Here is an 18,996-nt window from a genome sequence, read left to right on the forward strand (position 1 = left end):
CCTGCATGTCCGATCAGCCAGAACATATCGTCATCGTCGGCGCAGGAGCGGCCGGCCTGATGGCGGCCCGCGAGCTTGCGCGCGCCGGCAAACGCGTGACGATCCTGGAGGCGCGCGACCGCTGCGGCGGGCGCATCCATCCGCTGCCGGCGTCGGAGTTCGGCTACCCCGCCGATGGCGGCGCCGAGTTCGTTCACGGCGAGGCGCCAATCACGCGCAGCCTCGCGCGCGAGGCCGGACTGTCCGTGCCGGCGATCGGCGGCACGCTATGGAGTTTTGACGGCACGGAGTTTTCGCGGGAGAGCCCGCGCGATCCTTATGACGAGAGGCTTCATGCAGCACTGAGGGATCTGACTGAAGACCTCACGGTCGCCGACTTCTTGCGCCGTCATTTCGGCGGGCCGGAATTCGCCGGCCTGCGCCACGCCGTCGAGCGCATGGTCGAGGGCTATGATGCGGCCGATCCCGAGCGCGCCTCGACGCTGGCACTGCGCGACGAATGGATGAATGACGGACATGCGATACAGGTGCGCATCGACGGCGGTTATGGCGGCCTAATCGAATATCTCGCGGTCGCGTGCCGCAAGTCCGGCGCTGCGCTTCACCTCGGTGCCGTGGTCACGGCGATCGAGGAGAGTGGGGGCAAGGTTGTTGTGCGCTGCGCCGGCGGCGAGTTGCAGATTTGCGATCGCGTGATCCTCACTGTGCCGCTGCCGTTGCTGCGCGAGATCGCGCTGCCAACAGCCACGCGCGCGAAGGCCGCGGCCGCCGACGACATCGGCTTCGGCAGCGTCATCAAGATCCTGCTGCGGTTCACGCGGCCATGGTGGCGCGAGCGGCGCGAAGAGCTTGCCGACATGATCTTTCTGCTGTCGGACGAGACGATTCCGGTGTGGTGGACGCGATATCCGGACCAGCATCCCGTGCTCACCGGATGGTTCGGCGGGCCGCGAACGGCAGAGCTGTCGCATCTTGATTCACAAGGGCTGATTGACGCCGGGCTCGATTCGCTCGCCGCAATCTTCAGCATTGCGCGCGAGGAGATTGCGCGGGACGTCGTGGCGGCGGCAGCCGCCAATTGGGCGCATGATCGCTTCGCGCGCGGCGCCTATTCCTGGGCGACGCCGCGGACGCGCGCGGCGCAGGAGAGGCTTGCGCGCGCCGACGGACCGGTGCTGTTCTCCGGCGAAGCGCTCTATCGCGGCCGCGACATGGGAACGGTCGAGGCCGCGCTCGCCAGCGGGCTGGAGACGGCAGGCTTGATCTTGCGGGGATAGGGAAGAAGGCCCGCTTCTTCGCGGGCCCCTCGTCTCACCAGCGGTTGCCGCCGAAGCTGAAGGTCACGCCGGGACCGCCGCCGCCGTAATAGCCGTAGGGTCCGCCGCCATAGTAGCCATGATGCCGCGGATAATAGCCATGACTGCGATAGTGCGGCCGAAGGTAGCCATGATGGTGCGGGCGCCAGTGGTGATGGCGGTGGCCGTGATAGCCATGCCTGTGCTGCGCGCTGATGTCGGTCGATTGGCTGATTTGCACGTTCGGCTTGGCCTTTCCGCCGGCCGCGTTGGCTGCCGACGCGCTGAGCGCAGCGGCACCGATAGCCATCGCGACAAAGAGATACTTCATGTCATCACTCCAGTTGAGATGTCGAGTGACAACAGATGGGCATCTGTCGCGTTCCGGCGAGAGCGGGCGTCGAAACGACGCAGACGATCAAGCGCAATCGTGCTGAGGTCTATTGTCGCATCGCTGCAAGCGATGTGATCACTTCGTTCGCCGTCACGATGCGGGCGAATTCGCCGTTCAGATTCGACAGCGTCATCGCGTGAATGTCCTCGGCCGAATGCGTATCGCCGTCGGGGCCTGTGCGGTCGAATGTCCAGGTCGCGTCGCGCACGAGGTGAGCATCGAAGCCGAGATTGCCGGCCATCCGCGTCGTCGTCTCCACGCAATGATTGGTGGTCGCGCCGCAGATCACGAGCGTGGCGATGTTACCTGCCCGCAATCGCGCCTCGAGGTCGGTGCCGATGAAGGCGCTGTTGACGCGTTTCACGATCACGGGCTCGCCGGCCTCTTCGCGCGCTTCGTCTTTGACGGCATAACCGGGACGCCCGGGCTGGAACGTCGAGTTCGGCTTGGTGCCTTCGTGGCGGATGTGAAAGATCGGCGCGCCGCTCGCCCTGAACGCTGCGAGCAGATCGACGATGCGCGCCACCGCATCCGGATTGTTGCGCCGCTTGCCCGCCGCTTCCCATTCGTCGAATGCGCGCTGGACGTCGACGACGACGAGGGCGGGGAGGGGATGGGGCATGACGAGGGATTCCAATTTGGTCGGATATGAGCGGCGACTGCGGAGCCGGGCAAGGCCGATTTTCCCTCGTTTCGGGACGGCCTTATGGATGCGGAGCGGGAAAGCCGTGGCGCTCGGACAGCGCAGTGAGGATGGCATCCTTGTCGGCGATGAAGGCGCGGCCGTGATGGCTGCCGGTCTGGTGCGGCGACGTTGCCCCGTCCGCCAGGACCAGCAGCGGCAGCCACTGGTTCTCCGCGCCGACGAGTTCGATCACGGCCTGTCGCGGCTTCAGCCAGGCGATGCGTTCGACGTCGAGCTTCTCGGCCAGCGCCGGAAACGAGGCGAGCACGCCCTCGATCAGCGCGCAATGCCAGCAATAGAAGCGTTGGCCCGGATAGGCCGGGTCCTCGAACCCGGGGCGCAGCAGAAAAAGGCGGTCGCGCGTCATGGATTGCTCCGAAGCAAACGGTCGCCTGCGGAATTATAATGCAGCGATGGTCGGATGCTACCCCTTTGCTCGCAGGCCGAGGCGTGTCTGCGTCGCAACATGCGATGATTTCCGTAATTCTACGGTTGCCTTGATGCAAATTCCCGCGAGACGTTGGAACCAAAGCTTAAGGCGAGGCAGCCTAGGCTTCCGACGAGACGCTGGGAGCTTCCCAAGCTGTTCGTCACTGAAAGGACTGTCCGGAGGCACCGGGCAGTGAGTTCATGCCGGGTTTCGAGCCGCTGCCAAAAGACGGCGATGTAGCGTCGTCCGCTCACGTTTCAGATCGCGGGCATCCCCTGATGCGGGCGGTAGATGCCGCGCGCCGCGTTGGAGCGAGCGTGTGGCGCAGTGTGCCGTTGCAACTTGCAGTGTTTTTTCTGCCGTTGGTGTGGATCAGTTATTTCGCGATCACTGCCTCGGAAAAAACGGAGGCGTTGCAACAGGCGCGGTCGCACGGCGACAGCGTTGCAAAATTATTCCAGGAGAATACCGAACGGATCTTCGAGCGGGTCGATCAATCGTTGTCGATCGTGCGAACGCTTTATGCGCAGGATCCCGCCGGCTTCAACCTGAGGTCTTGGGGCGACAGGGCGCATCTTGCGAGCGGCGATGTCGTCCAGTTCTCGCTGATTGGTCTCGACGGTTACATGCTCGCCACCACCTCGGGCTATTCCGGTCCGCCGCTCTATCTTGGCGATCGCGAGCACTTCATCGAAACGCTCCGACAAGCCCACGATAGGCTCTATGTCGCCAAGCCGGTCTTCGGCCGGGCCTCCAACAAGTGGACGATCCAGCTCGCTCGCAAGCTGCTGGACAAGAGCCAAGCCCCCATGGGCGTCATCGTCGGCTCGATCAGCGTCGACATGGTCGGCAATTTCTACGAGACCGCCAAGCTCGGCGCCGGAGGCACGCTCATTCTCCGTAATACGAATTACGTCGTGCTTGCCGCACGCGGCGTGGACCAGAACGGATTCGTCGGGCAAGTCGCTGACGAACGCTCCCAAAGCCGGCTCTCGAACCCCGCTGGTCAGTACTGGAGCGAGGGCCGCACGGACCGTAGCAACAGGTTGATCACCGTGCGGAGATCCTCGCTCTTCCCGCTGATCTTCACCGTCGGTATCGCCGAGCAGGAAATCTATGCACATTATGAGTCCAGAAGGGATATCTATCTGGGCGGCGCGCTCATCCTGACCCTGGTGATCGTGGTCGCGACGACGCTGCACTGGCGAAGGCAGCTGGCTCTCGACCGGGCCCAGTTCGAATTGCGCGATTCGCTGGGCAAGTTCGAGGATGCGTTGCGCAACCTGCCGCAGGGGTTGAGCATGTTCGATGGCCATGATCGGCTGATCGCGTTCAATCGTCAGTGGCTCGATATGTACGGCATTTCACCCGACGATATCCGGCTCGGGATGACTTTCCACGAGGTGTTCGCCCATCAGAGGGCCGTGTCGGATCTCGACGGATATCTGAGCGATCTGAAGCGCCGGCTTATCGCGTCGGAACAGACGTCGAATACGCTGACCTTCCCCAACGGCCGGATCGTCCAAATTTCCTACGGTCGGCGCCAGGACGGCGGCTGGGTCGCGACGCATCAGGACATCACGGAGCGCAAAGCGTCCGAGGACCGGATCGAGAAGCTCGCCCACTATGACAGCCTGACAGGACTCGCAAACCGCAACCTGTTCAAGGAACGAATCGACGAGGCGCTGGCGAGGCACCGGCGGATGAAAACGCCTTTCGCCGTGCTTCTGTGCGACCTGGACAAGTTCAAGTCGGTCAACGATGCTCTCGGTCATCAGTGCGGCGATGCGCTGCTCAGACAGGTTGCCGGCCGGATCAAGGCCGAAATACGCGAAGTCGATACCGCTGCGCGAATGGGAGGCGACGAATTCGCGCTGATCGTGATGCCAGGCCGGGGCTCGCTCCGGGACGGCACGTCCATCCTCGCGGACCGGCTCGTCAAGGCGCTTGCCGCCCCTTACGACATCGATGGCCATCCGATCGTGATCGGATGCAGCATCGGGGTCGCATTGGTGCCCGAGCATGGGGCGCGAATCGACGAAATTCTCCGCAACGCCGACCTTGCCCTGTACAAGTCGAAGAATGCGGGCCGCAATTGCTTCAACGTCTATTCGCCGCACCTGACGGTGGAGGCCGACCAGCGCAGTCTCCTCGAAATCGAATTGCGTGAAGCAATCTGGCGAGAAGAGATAGAGGTCTTCTACCAGCCGGTGGTCGAGCTCGCCACGGGCCGAACGGTTTCGGTCGAGGCGCTCGCACGTTGGCGCCACCCGGCCCGAGGGTTCGTCCCGCCGGCAGAATTCATTCCGATCGCCGAAGAGGCCGGGCTGATCGTCGAGCTTGGAAACCTCGTGCTGGCGAAGGCGTGCCGCGATGCCATGAAAATGCCTGACGACGTCAAGATCGCCGTCAATCTGTCGGCGGTCCAGTTCACCAAGAGCAATCTCATCGACGTCGTGAAGTTCGCGCTCGCCGAGAGCGGGCTTCCCGAACGCCGGCTGGAGCTTGAAATCACCGAGAGCGTGTTCCTGGCTGATAGCGCCGAGAATCTGAAGACGCTTCGGAGCCTGAAAGCTCTCGGCGTGTCGATCGCGCTCGACGATTTCGGCGTCGGCTATTCGTCGTTGTCATACTTGACCGACTTTCCGTTCGACAAGGTCAAAGTCGACAAGGCGTTCATGGATCGGATCGATCGGCCGGAGACGCGTGCTGTGCTGGGATCGATCGTTCAGCTCGTGCGGACCCTCAACCTCGCGATAGTCGCCGAAGGAGTCGAAACCCAGCAGCAGGTCGACGAAATAGGGGCGCTCGGCATTCCCCTTGGCCAAGGTTATTTCTTTCGCAAGCCGGTGCCGCTCGCCGATATCGTCTCGCCATCGTCGGCGGCGCCCAAGTGGCAGGCGGTCGCCTAGCGAGCCGGCCGGTTGCGCGGTCACGGCTTGGCGTCTTGCTCAGGATCAATCTCGCCGGAGATCGGTTGGCATAGTTTGCGATCCGGTGGATTCCGGGGAATTCCGTCATGGCAGATCAGATCCCACAGGCGCAAGGCAAGCCCGGCACGCTCGCCGACGTGATGACGCTGCCGGAGCTGCTGCGCTGGCGTGTCGGCGCGACACCGGCAGCGGAAGCCTATCGGCATTTCGACGCGTCGACGGGACGCTGGATCAGCCAGTCCTGGCAGGAGATCAACGCCGAAATCGAGATCTGGCGCCGGGCGCTCGCCGCCGAAGGCCTCGCGCCCGGCGAGCGCGTCGCGATCCTGATGCCGAACGGCACGGCGCATGTCGCGATGGACCAGGCGGCGTTGTCGCGAGGCCTCGTGCCGGTGCCGATGCATGCGATCGACAACCCCGACAGCATCGCCTACATCCTCGCCGATTCCGGCGCCCAATTCCTGTTCGTCGACACACTGGAGCGTTGGCAGGCGATCATTGCGACCGGCGAGCCATTCGACCGTCTCAGGCGCATCATCTGCGCGGATACGAGCGGATCAGCGGCAGCGGATTCGCGTGTCGTGGCGCTCGATCGCTGGCTCGCCGCCGCGCCAGGTGCGACCACGCCGATGGCGGACGTCGCGGTGAAACCGGACGATCTCGCCGCCATCGTCTACACCTCCGGAACGACGGGGCGGCCGAAGGGCGTGATGCTGTCGCATGCCAACGTTGTCGCCAACGTGAAGGCGATCGCGCAGCGCATCGCGGCCGCGCCGGATGACGTCTTTCTGTCCTTTCTGCCGCTCTCGCACACGTTCGAGCGCACCGGCGGCTACTACTATCCGATCGCGGCTGGCGCCTGCGTGGCCTATGCGCGCTCGGTGCCGCTGCTGTCGGAGGATTTGAAGCATATCCGGCCGACGGTGCTCGTTTCGGTGCCGCGGATCTATGAGCGCATCTCGGCGCTGATCGTGCAGCACCGCGCCGCGGCCGGAGGCGTCGAGCGCGCGCTGCTCGACCTCACGCTCGCCGTTGGTAATAGGCGTTTCGATGCGCGGCAGAGGCGCGGTGAGCCGTCGTTGCTCGATCGTCTTGTCTGGCCGCTGCTCAAGCGCCTCGTCGCCGACAAGGTGCTGGCTCAGCTTGGCGGACGCCTGCGGGTCGCCGTCTCCGGCGGCGCCCCGATCGCAGAGCCGGTGATCCGCCTGTTTCTCGCGCTCGGGCTCGACATCCTCCAGGGCTACGGCATGACGGAGACTTCGCCCGTGGTCTCCGTCAACACCATCGAGGACAACGATCCGCGTTCGGTCGGTCATGTCCTTGACGGTGTCGAGGTCAGGCTGGGCGAAAACGATGAGCTACTCGTCCGCGGGCCAAGCGTCATGCTGGGTTACTGGAACAAGCCCGAAGAGACGCGGCGCGTGAAGGAGGCTGACGGCTGGCTGCACACCGGCGATCAGGCGCGCATCGAGAATGGCCGCATCACCATCACCGGACGCCTCAAGGACATCCTGGTCACCTCGACGGGCGAGAAGATCGCGCCGGTGGATCTGGAGACCGCGATCCTGGCCGATCCCCTGTTCGAGCAGGCGCTGGTGGTCGGCGAGCAGCGCCCCTTCCTCGCGGCGCTGGTCGTGCTAGACACCAAAGCCTGGGTCCAGGAGAAGGAGCGGCTCGCGGCCAGCGGCCAGCAAGGCGGTGCGGCCGAGCGCGCCGCCCTGCTCGCAAGAATCGCTGCGGCCGTGAAGGCCTATCCGTCCTACGCGACGCCGCGCGCGGTATGGTGGACGCTGGATCCCTGGACCATTGGCGCGGGGCTGCTGACGCCGACGTTGAAGAACAAGCGTCCGGCGCTCGAACGGCGCTTCGCCGCCGAGATCGAGCAGATCTACGCGAAGAAGCCTCCAGCGACGCACGAGTCGCGTGGCCAATAGCGGAATCTCCCGAAAATTCGGCCTCAAATCAACGTGATGCTGCAGCGGGCCGCGCTTGATCCAGCGCAACTTCGGCCGCCGCCCACCGATGCAATGTCGTGCCGAAAACTGGACTGCAATCGAGGCGAGGCATGAAGGCATATTTCATCGGCGGTGGCATCGGATCGCTCGCGGGCGCGGCGTTTCTCATTCGTGACGCGAAGCTTTCGGGGCGCGACATCATGATCTACGAGGCGCAGCCGCTGCTCGGCGGCAGCCTCGATGGCGCGTTGCTCGCGAATGGCGCCTATTCACTGCGCGGCGGGCGCATGCTCACCACCGACCATTACGAATGCACCTGGGACCTGCTGTCGAGCATCCCCTCGCTCGAGCATCCCGGGCTCAGCGTGCGCGAGGAGACCGTCGCCTTCAATCTGGAGAACCCGGCACATTCGCAGGCGCGCCTGGTCGACCGCAACCGTTTCAAGCTCGACGTCTCGCACATGGGCTTCTCCGCCCGTGACCGGCTCGAGCTGTTGCGGCTCACTGAGGCCTCGGAGGAGACGCTGGGCGCCAGCCGCATCACTGACTGGCTGTCGCCTGGATTCTTCGAGTCCAATTTCTGGTACATGTGGCAGACCACCTTTGCCTTCCAGCCCTGGCACAGCGCGGTCGAGCTGAAGCGCTATCTGCATCGCTTCATGAACGAGTTTCCGCGCATCGAGACGCTCGGCGGTGTCAAGCGCACCGTCTACAATCAGTATGACGCGATCGTGCGGCCGCTCGAGGACTGGCTGAAGCGGCAGGGCGTGCAGTTCGTGCGGGGAACGCGCGTCACCGACATGGCATTCGAGCAAGAGGCCGAGAAGCTGCGGGTGCGCCAGCTCGTGCTCGACCGCGATGGCCGCACCGCCAACGTCCGCCTCGAGGACGGCGACGTCGTGTTCTTCCAGAACGGCTCGATGACGGATGCCTCCAGCCTGGGCACGATGACCGAGCCTGCGCCGCACCTGACCAAGGCGGACAGCCAGGGCTGGGCGCTCTGGGAGACGATCGCCAGGGGACGTCCCGAATTCGGCAATCCGTCGGCGTTCAATAGCTCAATCCCCGAATCCTATTGGCTGTCCTTCACCGTGACCTGCCGCGATCCGCGCTTCTTCAATCAGATGGAGGCGTTCTCCGGCAACAAGGCCGGCACCGGCGGGCTCGTGACGTTCAAGGATTCCAACTGGCTGATGTCGGTCGTGCTCTATCACCAGCCGCATTTCGCCGGCCAGCCGAACAACGTCCAGGTGTTCTGGGGCTACGCGCTGCATCCGGACCGCGTCGGCAATTTCGTCGCCAAGCCGATGTCGGATTGCGGCGGCGCCGAGATCCTGAGGGAACTCTGCGGCCATCTGAATTTCGATCGCGCCGTGTTCGAGGATGCGGTCTGCATTCCTTGCCGCATGCCCTACATCACCAGCATGTTCATGCCACGCAGCATCACGGACCGGCCGTTGCCGGTGCCGGCGAATTCGGTGAACCTCGCTTTCGTCAGCCAGTTCGTCGAGATTCCCGACGACGTCGTCTTCACCGTCGAATATTCGGTCCGCGCGGCGCAGACGGCGGTCTATCAACTGATGAAGATCGACCGCCCGATGCCGGCCGTGACCCGCCACGACAAGTCCCTTGCCGTGATCTTCGCGACGCTGGAGAAGGCGTTCGTGTGATTGCGCTTACTTGAACGGATCCTGGATCGAGGGCGACGATTGCCTGATGCGGCGCACGCTCACCGGCGTGCCGTCGGAGACGAACAGAAGTTCGTACGTCCGGCCCTCGTTGTCGGTCGCCAAGCAGGTGACGTCCTTCACCTTCTTGGCGGCGAAATTGCCGGTCTGGCGGCACACGCCTGTGGAGGTCTGCTCCGCCGGTACTGGAAGGCCGTCGACCTTGGGCCGGTCCTTGGAGTTGAGCAGCATGCGGTCGATCGGCAGCTCGTAGGAATTGTCGTCGGCCCGCTTGCCGTTCTCGCCGGAGAACGAGATGACGTGGTTCTCGTCGCTGGGGTCGTCGACGGCGACGGCGAAATTGACCCGGCCCTTGTCGCCATGGGCGTAAGCCACCGTCTTGCAGGCAAAGGTGCGTCCCGCGACCTTCAGCGTCTTGCAGTGGCCGGACATCAGCGACAGCAGGTCGATGAAGGAATGCTGCTGGGCCGGCGGATTGTTGACCGGGATCGTGGTGGAAGACTCGGCAAAACAAGGGCTTGCGAGAGAGACGAGGATCGCAGCCAGGACCGGTCGGCGAAGGCGCATCGTCAGGCTCATGTGCCAGGGGGCCACGAAAGGGCAGGAGCTCCGCCCACCAACTACCGAATCGCAAATTGGTTGCGATCCCGTTCGTCTGGCCACACCCGCCTGGAATACCACCGTGCCACACCCATCGGCGATTCGCCCCGATCCGTCCCGGCGGGCACTTGCCGTCAGGCGGATGTTTTTTTCGTGGCAGAGGCCTCACGCCGCCTGCTTCATGGTCCGCGCAAAGGCCGGATAAGTCTCTGCCAGTTCGTCGAAAACCCGGCCACGCAGCAGCGCCAGCGTCGCGGCATCGGGCCGCGGCGTCTCGCGGATAATTTCAGGCTCCTGATAGGTGAAGCCCGTGTTCTCCCTGATGTCGCCTGGCGTGAAGGGCGGGTGCACGGAGCGAAGTGAAAAGCCGCCGGCCTCGCGGTCGAAGTCGAACAGCGCCATGTTGGTCAGGAGCGCATAGGGGCCGCCACGGCGCGGCACCTCCGGCGTGATGGCGCGGGCGCTGACGAAATCGACCTTGGGCACGAATACGCGCGGCGAATGCTCTTCGCGAAACAGGATGACGCGCGGAATGAGATGATAAAGATAGGCCGAGCCGAACGAGCCGGGCCAGCGCACGTCGGTCTTTGGATAGTCGCCGGTACCGACCAGGTTGATGTTGCCCTGCCCGTCGATCTGGCCGCCGCCGAGGAAGAAGGCATCGACGCGGCCCTGCGCGGCGCAGTCGAACAGCTCGATTCCGCCATTGGTGAAGAAGTTGTGCGCCTGCGATCCCAGGATCGAGATGCGTACAGGCGGCTTGCCGTCGCGCTCGTTGCGGGCGCGCAGCAGCATGGCGCCGGCCGCTGGGATCGGTGACGAGGCGCCGACCGCGACGTGACGGATGCCCTCGAGCAGATCGGCGATGGTCGCGATGAGGATTTCGCGCCGCTCGTGATCGGACGACATCAGGCCACCTGCTTGCGATGCGTCAGGAAGGTGGAGAGATAGGCGCGAAAGCCATCCTCGCTGCGCGCCATCGCCGCATAACGCGCGATCTCGGCCTCGTCGGCCGGATATTCGTCCCACAGGGCCAGTGGCCAGGCCCCGCGCTCGGCGACCGCGATGGCGTCGACATAGAGCGAGGGCAGTACGCCGGCGGCGGAATCCTCCGTCTCCAGCAGATTACGGTCGACGATGCGTTCGACTGTGACCAACGTCTTCCTGGCCGCATAGGCCAGGGTGGCGAGCTCGCGGAAGCGGCCGATTCGCACGTTTCCGGCGCGATCGGCCTCCGGCGCGTGGAACAGCGCAATGTTGGGCGTGATGGCGGGCACCACGACGACCTTGCGCGCCTCGCCCACCGGACTGTCGATCACCTTCCAGTCGGGGCGCACATTGAGCAGGTCGCTGCCGATGATGCCGGCGATCGGCATGAAGGGCACGCCGTGCTGCGCTGCCATCAGGCCGGCGTGAATCGCGGGGCAGGTGGCATCGCGCAAGGTCACCGAGCCCGCCCGCACCGCAGCACCGAAACGCGGCGCGCCGCCGGCTTCGCCGAGCGAGATGGCGCTGGTCTCGAGTGTCTTGACCGCGCCGGCGCCGATCAGGAGATCGGCCTGCAAGCCGCTGATGGGGACGCAGATCAGGTGAAGATTGTCGATCCCGGCTTCGAGGATGGCAGCGGTCGCGGCCATCGCGACGCCGGAGCGATCGACCGGAACGGCCAGCGATTGGCCAGGGGCAACGCGCGCAGCCAGCGCCTCCAGCGCAACGATCTCGGTCATGGCGTCCTCCGGTATGTTTTCTCCATCCTGCCTCAAGCCATCGCCGCCTGCCAGCGCGTATCGCGCAGGGAGGGGCGGCGGTGGAGGCGGGCGTCGAGCAGTTTGCGGGCGCGCGGCAGCTCGCCGCTGCGGATCAGCGCGAGGAGGAACGTGTCCTCGATCAGCTCGCGCTGGGCGTGGCTGCCGCCGATGCGCACGACATCGGCAAGGACGGGCGCGAGCGTTCGCGCGCAAGCCGCGTAATCCTCATCCGCAAACGCCGCCAGCGCGCGGCAGATCGCCGGCACCACGGCACCGGCCGGCAGCTTGCCTTCGGCGAGGCGCTGCTCGATGGCCGCAAGCCGCGTGGCCAGCGCCTCGCGATTCTGCGTCGCGGCTGCGAACAGCGCCATGTGGACGTCGGCGAAGGGCAGGCTCGATTTCGGGAAGAGCTTTTGCGCGGTGGCGTCGGCCTCGACCCAGAGCGCCTTCGGCACCGCATGACCATAGGCCGACAGGCGCCAGAGCAGCGACGCGCTGTCAGTGATGACGTTGAGCGGCGGCGCCTGGGTCGCGGAGGGCTGCAGCACGTCGGCATAGATTGCGAGCGCCCGTGCAGCATCGCCGTGCTCGAGCGCGCCGAGTGCCTGGTGCCAGAGGATATGGCCGTGCAGGATGCCCGCGCGGTCATAGGTCGGAATCCATTCCTCGACGAGACGGTCGGCGTCCTCGATCGAGCCATCCTCGAACATCGCATGCAGCACGGCGTGCGCGGCATGGGCGTTGGCCCGGCGCAGATCGAAGCCGCGTTCGGTGACTTTCCGGCCGTGCGCAACGTCGCCATTCTCCGTCATTGCCCAGCCGGACATGGTGAGAAACCACCAGTCCTCGCCATAATGATGCCCAACGCGCTCGCAGAGCTCATGCCGGGCGCGGTCGTGATCGGCCATGCCGGAGAAGGCGAACAGGCCGAATGCGCCGAGCGGCAGTGACAGCACCACAGCGTCGCGCGGCCACGCGTCGATATGCCTGAGCATCGCAGCGACCGCCTCGGGCCCGCGGCCCTCGATCGCAAGCGCCAGCGTCTCGACATGCGAACGCTCGCGTTCGGTGCCGCGCCTTGCGACGAGCTCGCGCGCCAGGGCCGCCTTGCTCCGTGCAAGATCGCCCTGCTGGTAGAACGCATGCACGCGGGCGCGGGCGATGTGGGCTAGCGCGAAATCCGGATCGGCTGCGATCGCGCGTTCCAGCGTCTCTGCCGTGCCGGTCCACCCCGCGAGCATCAGGTCGATGCCTTCCCGATAGGCGGATGCCGCCTGATCGGAGGTGGTGGAGAGCGGCAGGCCGTAGCGGTCTTCAAGCGCCATCGTTTTCTCCCGCTCTCACGCTGTCCGCGCGCGACGTCCTTCGATCGGGTAAGCCGGGTCGTTGTAGCCAGGCGTCGAGGGATGACCCGGCACGACCAAGCGGTCGATCAGCGCCTCATCCTCCGCAGTGAAACGGTAGTTGAGCGCGCTGACATAGCCGTCCCATTGCTCTTCGGTGCGCGGGCCCGCGACGATCGAGGAGACGAAGGCTGAGTTGAGCACCCAGGCCACCGCGAACTGGCCGGCGGTGATGCCGTTCTTCTCGGCGTGAGCCTTGATCTCCTGCGCGAGCTGCAAGGACTCCGGCCGCCACTCGGTTTGCATCATCCTGACGTCGTTGCGGCCGGCGCGCGTCTCCTTGTCCGGGGCCGCATCGGGCTTGTACTTGCCGGTGAGCACGCCGCGCGCCAGCGGGCTGTAGGGCACGACGCCGAGGCCGTAATAGGAGCAGGCCGGAAAATGCTCGACCTCGGGCATGCGGTTCATCGCATTGTAATAGGGCTGGCTCGCCACGGGACGGTCGATGCCGAACCGGTCGCAGATGTTGCAGATCTCGGCGACGCGCCAGGCGCGGTAGTTGGAGACGCCGAAATAGCGGATCTTGCCGACGCGGATCAGATCACCCATCGCGCGCACCGTCTCCTCCAGCGGCGTCGCATGGTCTTCCTTGTGCAGATAATAGATGTCGATGTGATCGGTGCCGAGCCGCGTCAAGCTCTCGTCGGCCGCCTGCAGCACCCACCGACGCGACAGCCCGACGCGATTGGGGTCGTCGCCCATGGGGTTGGCGAGCTTTGTCGCAAGCACCCAGGCGTGACGATTGCTCGCGATCGCGCGTCCGACGACCTCTTCGGAGCCGCCTTTCGAATAGGCGTCAGCCGTGTCGATGAAGTTGATGCCGGCATCATGTGCCTTCGCGATGATCCGCCTTGATGCCGCCTCATCCGTCGGGCCGCCGAACATCATGGTGCCCAGACAAATCGGCGACACTTTTAGGCCGCTGCGGCCGAGTTGGCGGTATTGCATGGGCTGTTTCCTCGGAGCTTCGTTGTAGAGCACCATAACCGTCCGCCCCCGTCATTGCGAGCGCAGCGAAGCAATCCAGCAATGCTGCTTCCACTCGTCCTCCCGGACAAGCGAAGCGCAGATCCGGGACCCATACGCCGCAGCAATAGTTTTGCGAAGACTCGGAGTTACCAGCCCTGTGTCACAACTACTCCCTGTGGCTATGGGGCCGGCCTTCGCCGGGACGACGACTGAGTGTGTGGCGCGCGGCGGTCGCAGCCTGACAACCGACCTACCCCGGCCCCTTCAAGATCTTGAACACGCCATTGGCCATCACGATGCAGCGATCATCCACAGTCACTTCGGTGCTCATGAAGATCAGGCTGCGCGTCGAGCGCACCACGCGAGGGCGGGAGATCAGGATGTCGCCGATCTGGCCGGCCTCGACGAAATGGGTGTCGAGCTGGACCGTCGCCATATATTCCTTGCCCGAGACGTAGCGGGCGGTCATGCCGCAGGTGCGGTCGGCGAAGGTCATCATCACGCCGCCCTGGACCATGCCGCGGCGGTTGTGATGCTTGTCCTCGGTCGCGAGTGCGAATTCGTACTGGCCGCCGACCTTGCGCTCCCACAACGGGCCGACCAGGTGCATGAAACCTGTCGTCTCCAGGATGGTCCAGCCGTCCGATTTGAGCTTTGCGGCGGTCTTGCTGGTCATCGCTCGGTCCATCCTTGCAACGCGATCTCTCCTCGTTTCATCAGATGCGGTCATGGTGTAGTCAAGCATCATGAGACCTTTCGGCGATGCCACCAGACGGAATATCGCAGAGGCCTGCGCTTCATTCGCGCGGCTGCCTGATGCGGCCGAGCCGTCGGCGCTGAAGCGTGCCGCGGTGGTGCTGGCGCTGACCGCATCCCATGATCGCGACGACACGGCGTTTCTGCTGACGAGGCGCGCGGCGAGCTTGCGCTCGCATCGTGGTCAATGGGCATTGCCGGGTGGCCGCTGCGATACCGGCGAGACGCCGGTTGAGGCGGCGTTGCGCGAGCTCGACGAAGAGCTTGCGCTCAGGCTGCCGGCCGACTCCGTGCTCGGCCTGCTGGATGATTATCCGACGCGCTCCGGCTATCTGATCACGCCGGTCGTGGTCTGGGCCGCGAACGGTGCTGTGATCACGCCGAACCCGGATGAGGTCGCCTCCGTTCACCGCATCGCGCTCGACACGATCGAGCGTGACGACGCCTTCGACTTCACCGCGATCCCCGAAAGCAGCCGCCGCGTGATCCGCTTCCATCACCAGATGAGCCTGATCCACGCACCGACCGCGGCACTGATTTACCAGTTCCGCGAGGTCCTCGCGGGCCGGCAGACCCGCGTAACGGACCTGGAACAGCCGGTTTTTGCCTGGAAATGATGGTAAACGGCGCGTTAACGTGACGGTTACCGGATGCCTGCTAAGAGGGCGGCATGCATCACTCGATTCGAACACATCTGGCGCTGGTTCCACTCGCGCTCGCCCTGCTCGTCTCCGCTGCGCGTGGCGGCGAGTCCGATACGCTGCCGCCAGTCGTCAGCAATGCCAACGCCCAGTTCTTGTCGCAGTTCTTTGCGCAAGGCGGGGGCGCATCGCCGGCGGTGCTCGAATATCGGCGCAAGCTGAAAGAATATCTGGAAATCCGCGGCGCCTTCGACCAGGAGGCCGGCGCCTATTGGAGCCAGGTTACGGAGAAGCGGAAAGGCCGCAATGCCAAGCGGCGCAGCGGGCAGCAGATCACGCTCGACGATTACGTGCTGGAGCAGCCGCCGGTTTATACCGGGCCGAAGCGGCCGGTGAACCCGGAGCCGGAGGAAACACCGGAGCGTCCGCCCCGCAAGCCATTGCCGACGGCCTCCGATCTCCTGCGCGCCGCGCAGGATCTCTACCAATTCACGCCGCAGCGCCCGACGAGCGAGGTCGAATTCAAGCGCGCCTATGCGCGCTATGCGCTTGCCTCCGGACTCACACGCGAGCAGGCGGTGCGCGTCTATTCGTTCGAGACCGGCGGCACCGGCAATTACGACGTTCAGGCGGGCATCGAGCATGGCGGCAAGCGCGCGATCTCGACCGCGATGGGCTACAACCAGCTGCTCACCACCAACAGCGTCGAGCTGCTGGCCGAGCAGGGCCACGAGTTCATACGCTCGCTGTCCGACAAGGTGGCTCGCACCTCGGGGCCGGCGCGCCAGTCGCTCGAGCACAAGCTTGCCGTGCTGAAGAAAATGGTGGCCCATGCGAAGTCGGTGCCCGACACCTGGTCGGAGCACGAGAAGATCGGCGACAGTGCGCAGGGCTGGGCCATGCACGCGATGGTGCTCGATGTCGACATCGGGCCGATGCTGCAAACCCACAAGCTCTTGACCTCGGTGCTGTTCGCCCGCGCCAAGGGCTACACCCGCCCGCTCACCGCGGCCGAGCTCGAGATGATGAATCTCACCGGCGACGGCACCGGCCTCGACATGGTGACGATGCCGCAGGCGATGCGCGAGCAGGTGCCGACCTCGAACTTCTTCCAGCGCAGCGGCTACGAGCGCAACCCGGTCGCGATCCGTCACAACACGGTGGCGAAGCTGCTGGCGGTGACGGATGATCGGATGGACTCGAACAGCAGCAAGCCCGGCGCGAGGGAGTTGGCGGCGGCGTTCTGACGAGCTGCCGTAGGGTGGGCAAAGCGAAAGCGTGCCCACCATTTCTCGCTTACGATGCGACAGATCGTGGGCACGGCGCTTCGCGCCTTTGCCCACCCTACGGCACCTTCGTTTGCGGAGAAAGCCTGCCCTACTGATCCGGGCCAAACTTGAACCGGCCGTCGCCTTCGAGATATTGCCCACTGCGCATGTAGAGCTGGCCATTCTGGCCGATGAAGAACAGCGTGCCCTTGGGCACCTTCTTGGCGCCTTTCAGCAGTTCGCCGGCGTTGCTGGTGCCCATCTTGTAAGAGAAGGTCTTGCCTTCCTTGTCATAGGCATAGCCGGTGTCCGGCTTGAGCTCCCACGGCGTTGCCGCGGTTTGCGCGCATGCGGGCGCGGTGAGTGCGCCGAGCGCAGCCGCAATTGCAAATGTCTTGATTGAAAATGCCATTCATCCATCCTCCCCATTGTCGGGGTGCCCGTTTGAACAAATCACGAACGATGCGCCCGGGTCAATCTGCGATGACGCCGCAGCGCATCACGTCTTGCCCAGCAGTTTGTGATTTTCCCTTCGTCCCCTCGCGACTATGTTCCGCTTTCAGTCTAGAACGCAACACGACAAAGATATGGGTGGGGATGATTCGAATGCGCCTTGTCATTAAATTTTGCGGAATTGCTGCGGTGTCGCTGACAGCGCTGGCGCCGGCCGCCCGGGCCGATGACTTCCAGCTCAGCCACAACCAGCGGATTTCGTGCAGCCGCGGCCTTGCCCCGGGCAAGCTCAATACCGCGACCTGCAAGTCTTACACCTATCTCTTCAACACCAAGACCTCCGAGTATTTCCGCTGCCAGGTCTCGCTGGCGCTGACTCGCGACAACAAGGAAGTCATCAACGTCCAGACCGACGGCGGCTGCACCAAGAGGCCGCGCATCTTCGAGACCGACGGTCACTATGATTTCGACGCGACCGAGACCGAGCCGCCGAACACCAACTCGTTCTTCGGCCCGGGCGGTTACTCGATCTGGGCAGCTGACATGACAGCGCAGAAGATCCGCGGCTGCATCACCATCTCTTCCGGCCTCGGCTCCGACATCTCCAAGTGCCTGGACATGACTTTCCAGTAAGGGCGTGCCGCTGAAGGCCTTCTAGCGGGACGAGGCGCATGCCGGCGACGGCTGCGCCACGTCGTCGCACTCGGCGAGTTCCCTGAAAATGAAGGCAAAACGGCCGTTTACCGCAGCCCTGTTTTGTCTTTTGGATGGGTTGACCCGCCTCCCTCATCCGGCCAATTTCGCCGCCGGTTTGGGGAGAATAACAACCATGAAACGGACGATTTTCGGCGCGGCCGCGGCTCTTGCTCTGGCGGCCTCAGCGCCTTGCGCGCATGCGCAATCCTTCATCAACGTACTGACCGGCGGCACCTCCGGCGTCTATTATCCACTCGGGGTCGCGATCGGGAAGATTTACGGCGACAAGATTCCGAACGTGAAGACGCAGGTGCAGGCCACCAAGGCGTCGGTCGAAAATCTCATTCTGCTGCAGCAGGGCCGCGGCGAGCTGGCGTTTACGCTGGGCGACTCCCTGAAGGCCGCCTGGGATGGCGACGAGGAAGCCGGCTTCAAGACCAAGCTCGACAAGCTCAGGACCATCGGCGCGATCTATCCGAATTACATCCAGATCGTCGCGACCGCCGAGAGCGGAATCAAGACGCTGGCTGACCTCAAGGGCAAGAGCCTCTCGGTCGGCGCGCCGAAGTCGGGCACCGAGCTGAATTCGCGCGCGATCCTCACCGCAGCCGGCATGACCTACAAGGATCTCGGCAAGGTCGAATATCTGCCGTTCGCTGAATCCGTCGACCTCATGAAGAACCGCCAGTTGGGGGCGACGCTGCAATCGGCCGGCCTTGGCGTTGCCTCGCTCAAGGATCTCTCGACCTCGGCCCCGATCACAGTGGTGGCCGTGCCGAAGGAGACCGTCGACAAGATCGGCCCGCCCTTCATTTCGGCGATCATCCCGGCCAACACCTATACCGGCCAGGACAAGGACGTGCCGACTGCGGCCGTGGTCAACTACCTCGTTACTTCCTCGGCCGTGTCGGACGATCTTGCCTATCAAATGACAAAACTGGTCTACGAGTCGCTGCCCGAGCTCGCCAACGCGCACGCAGCCGGCAAGGAGATCAAGCTCGAGACGGCGGCCAATGGCAGCCCGGTTCCGCTGCACCCCGGCGCGATCCGCTATTACAAGGAAAAAGGGCTGATCAAGTAAA

The 18,996-nt window shown here is 64.5% G+C and carries 18 protein-coding genes; 8 read left to right on the top strand and 10 right to left on the bottom strand.

Going from position 1 to position 18,996, the window contains the following annotated elements; translation table 11 throughout:
• The first annotated feature begins 5 nt into the window (after positions 1-5).
• Positions 6-1,277: an NAD(P)/FAD-dependent oxidoreductase gene (locus tag XH89_RS04720; protein WP_194465956.1), complete on the top strand. Its 1,272-nt coding sequence runs from the start codon at positions 6-8 to the stop codon at positions 1,275-1,277.
• Positions 1,278-1,311: 34 nt separating this feature from the next.
• On the opposite strand, the gene XH89_RS04725 is transcribed toward XH89_RS04720, so the two are convergent.
• The 3 genes from XH89_RS04725 to XH89_RS04735 form a co-directional block, all read right to left on the bottom strand.
• Positions 1,312-1,626: a hypothetical protein gene (locus XH89_RS04725; RefSeq protein ID WP_194465957.1), complete on the bottom strand. Its 315-nt coding sequence runs from the start codon at positions 1,624-1,626 to the stop codon at positions 1,312-1,314.
• Positions 1,627-1,735: 109 nt separating this feature from the next.
• Positions 1,736-2,311, bottom strand: coding sequence for a cysteine hydrolase family protein (locus XH89_RS04730; RefSeq protein WP_194465958.1), 576 nt, complete (start codon positions 2,309-2,311; stop codon positions 1,736-1,738).
• A gap of 82 nt (positions 2,312-2,393) precedes the next feature.
• On the bottom strand, positions 2,394-2,741 hold the full coding sequence (locus tag XH89_RS04735; RefSeq protein WP_194465959.1) for a DUF3088 domain-containing protein: 348 nt from the start codon (positions 2,739-2,741) through the stop codon (positions 2,394-2,396).
• Positions 2,742-3,313: 572 nt separating this feature from the next.
• Here XH89_RS04735 and XH89_RS04740 point away from each other — a divergent pair.
• The 3 genes from XH89_RS04740 to XH89_RS04750 all read left to right on the top strand — a co-directional run bounded on the left by XH89_RS04740 (position 3,314) and on the right by XH89_RS04750 (position 9,362).
• Entirely contained in the window at positions 3,314-5,716 is a 2,403-nt protein-coding gene (locus XH89_RS04740; protein ID WP_371825220.1) for an EAL domain-containing protein, read from the top strand.
• Positions 5,717-5,823: 107 nt separating this feature from the next.
• Positions 5,824-7,671 carry a long-chain fatty acid--CoA ligase gene (locus XH89_RS04745; RefSeq protein WP_194465961.1) on the top strand — a complete coding sequence of 616 codons (1,848 nt, stop codon included), beginning with the start codon at positions 5,824-5,826 and terminating at the stop codon, positions 7,669-7,671.
• Between the two features lie 131 nt (positions 7,672-7,802).
• On the top strand, positions 7,803-9,362 hold the full coding sequence (locus tag XH89_RS04750; protein WP_194465962.1) for an oleate hydratase: 1,560 nt from the start codon (positions 7,803-7,805) through the stop codon (positions 9,360-9,362).
• A gap of 6 nt (positions 9,363-9,368) precedes the next feature.
• On the opposite strand, the gene XH89_RS04755 is transcribed toward XH89_RS04750, so the two are convergent.
• The 6 genes from XH89_RS04755 to XH89_RS04780 all read right to left on the bottom strand — a co-directional run bounded on the left by XH89_RS04755 (position 9,369) and on the right by XH89_RS04780 (position 14,776).
• Complete coding sequence (locus XH89_RS04755) at positions 9,369-9,947, bottom strand: hypothetical protein (RefSeq protein WP_194465963.1); 579 nt, start codon at positions 9,945-9,947, stop codon at positions 9,369-9,371.
• A gap of 198 nt (positions 9,948-10,145) precedes the next feature.
• On the bottom strand, positions 10,146-10,889 hold the full coding sequence (locus tag XH89_RS04760) for a CoA transferase (protein WP_194465964.1): 744 nt from the start codon (positions 10,887-10,889) through the stop codon (positions 10,146-10,148).
• Positions 10,889-11,707 carry a CoA transferase subunit A gene (locus tag XH89_RS04765; protein WP_194465965.1) on the bottom strand — a complete coding sequence of 273 codons (819 nt, stop codon included), beginning with the start codon at positions 11,705-11,707 and terminating at the stop codon, positions 10,889-10,891. The genes XH89_RS04760 and XH89_RS04765 overlap by 1 nt, the downstream gene beginning before the upstream one ends.
• A 32-nt stretch (positions 11,708-11,739) precedes the next feature.
• Complete coding sequence (locus XH89_RS04770) at positions 11,740-13,053, bottom strand: tetratricopeptide repeat protein (protein WP_194465966.1); 1,314 nt, start codon at positions 13,051-13,053, stop codon at positions 11,740-11,742.
• A 15-nt stretch (positions 13,054-13,068) separates the two neighbouring features.
• Positions 13,069-14,079 carry an aldo/keto reductase gene (locus XH89_RS04775; protein WP_194465967.1) on the bottom strand — a complete coding sequence of 337 codons (1,011 nt, stop codon included), beginning with the start codon at positions 14,077-14,079 and terminating at the stop codon, positions 13,069-13,071.
• Positions 14,080-14,350: 271 nt separating this feature from the next.
• Positions 14,351-14,776 carry a PaaI family thioesterase gene (locus tag XH89_RS04780; protein WP_194465968.1) on the bottom strand — a complete coding sequence of 142 codons (426 nt, stop codon included), beginning with the start codon at positions 14,774-14,776 and terminating at the stop codon, positions 14,351-14,353.
• 70 nt (positions 14,777-14,846) lie between these two features.
• On the opposite strand from XH89_RS04780, the gene XH89_RS04785 reads away from it, so the two are divergent.
• Positions 14,847-15,473 carry a CoA pyrophosphatase gene (locus tag XH89_RS04785; RefSeq protein WP_194465969.1) on the top strand — a complete coding sequence of 209 codons (627 nt, stop codon included), beginning with the start codon at positions 14,847-14,849 and terminating at the stop codon, positions 15,471-15,473.
• A gap of 53 nt (positions 15,474-15,526) precedes the next feature.
• A complete protein-coding gene (locus XH89_RS04790) occupies positions 15,527-16,744 on the top strand; it encodes a hypothetical protein (RefSeq protein WP_194465970.1) in 1,218 nt (405 codons plus the stop codon).
• A 130-nt stretch (positions 16,745-16,874) separates the two neighbouring features.
• Here XH89_RS04790 and XH89_RS04795 read toward each other — a convergent pair whose 3' ends face one another.
• Positions 16,875-17,177: a hypothetical protein gene (locus XH89_RS04795; protein ID WP_194465971.1), complete on the bottom strand. Its 303-nt coding sequence runs from the start codon at positions 17,175-17,177 to the stop codon at positions 16,875-16,877.
• 194 nt (positions 17,178-17,371) lie between these two features.
• Between XH89_RS04795 and XH89_RS04800 the strand changes: the two genes are divergently transcribed.
• Both XH89_RS04800 and XH89_RS04805 read left to right on the top strand, forming a co-directional pair.
• Positions 17,372-17,851 (top strand): hypothetical protein, encoded by a 480-nt coding sequence (locus tag XH89_RS04800; protein WP_194465972.1) that lies wholly within the window; start codon positions 17,372-17,374, stop codon positions 17,849-17,851.
• 196 nt (positions 17,852-18,047) lie between these two features.
• A complete protein-coding gene (locus XH89_RS04805) occupies positions 18,048-18,995 on the top strand; it encodes a TAXI family TRAP transporter solute-binding subunit (RefSeq protein WP_194465973.1) in 948 nt (315 codons plus the stop codon).
• Position 18,996: the final 1 nt, after the last annotated feature.

This window comes from Bradyrhizobium sp. CCBAU 53340 (genome assembly GCF_015291645.1).
In the GTDB taxonomy this organism is placed as follows: Bacteria; Pseudomonadota; Alphaproteobacteria; order Rhizobiales; family Xanthobacteraceae; genus Bradyrhizobium.

Coding starts and splice junctions, on each gene's coding strand:
- XH89_RS04720 (WP_194465956.1), top strand. CDS start 6: ATGTCCGATCAGCCAGAACATATCGTCATCGTCGGCGCAGGAGCGGCC.
- XH89_RS04725 (WP_194465957.1), bottom strand. CDS start 1,626: ATGAAGTATCTCTTTGTCGCGATGGCTATCGGTGCCGCTGCGCTCAGC.
- XH89_RS04730 (WP_194465958.1), bottom strand. CDS start 2,311: ATGCCCCATCCCCTCCCCGCCCTCGTCGTCGTCGACGTCCAGCGCGCA.
- XH89_RS04735 (WP_194465959.1), bottom strand. CDS start 2,741: ATGACGCGCGACCGCCTTTTTCTGCTGCGCCCCGGGTTCGAGGACCCG.
- XH89_RS04745 (WP_194465961.1), top strand. CDS start 5,824: ATGGCAGATCAGATCCCACAGGCGCAAGGCAAGCCCGGCACGCTCGCC.
- XH89_RS04750 (WP_194465962.1), top strand. CDS start 7,803: ATGAAGGCATATTTCATCGGCGGTGGCATCGGATCGCTCGCGGGCGCG.
- XH89_RS04755 (WP_194465963.1), bottom strand. CDS start 9,947: ATGCGCCTTCGCCGACCGGTCCTGGCTGCGATCCTCGTCTCTCTCGCA.
- XH89_RS04760 (WP_194465964.1), bottom strand. CDS start 10,889: ATGTCGTCCGATCACGAGCGGCGCGAAATCCTCATCGCGACCATCGCC.
- XH89_RS04765 (WP_194465965.1), bottom strand. CDS start 11,707: ATGACCGAGATCGTTGCGCTGGAGGCGCTGGCTGCGCGCGTTGCCCCT.
- XH89_RS04770 (WP_194465966.1), bottom strand. CDS start 13,053: ATGGCGCTTGAAGACCGCTACGGCCTGCCGCTCTCCACCACCTCCGAT.
- XH89_RS04775 (WP_194465967.1), bottom strand. CDS start 14,079: ATGCAATACCGCCAACTCGGCCGCAGCGGCCTAAAAGTGTCGCCGATT.
- XH89_RS04780 (WP_194465968.1), bottom strand. CDS start 14,776: ATGACCAGCAAGACCGCCGCAAAGCTCAAATCGGACGGCTGGACCATC.
- XH89_RS04785 (WP_194465969.1), top strand. CDS start 14,847: ATGAGACCTTTCGGCGATGCCACCAGACGGAATATCGCAGAGGCCTGC.
- XH89_RS04790 (WP_194465970.1), top strand. CDS start 15,527: ATGCATCACTCGATTCGAACACATCTGGCGCTGGTTCCACTCGCGCTC.
- XH89_RS04795 (WP_194465971.1), bottom strand. CDS start 17,177: ATGGCATTTTCAATCAAGACATTTGCAATTGCGGCTGCGCTCGGCGCA.
- XH89_RS04800 (WP_194465972.1), top strand. CDS start 17,372: ATGCGCCTTGTCATTAAATTTTGCGGAATTGCTGCGGTGTCGCTGACA.
- XH89_RS04805 (WP_194465973.1), top strand. CDS start 18,048: ATGAAACGGACGATTTTCGGCGCGGCCGCGGCTCTTGCTCTGGCGGCC.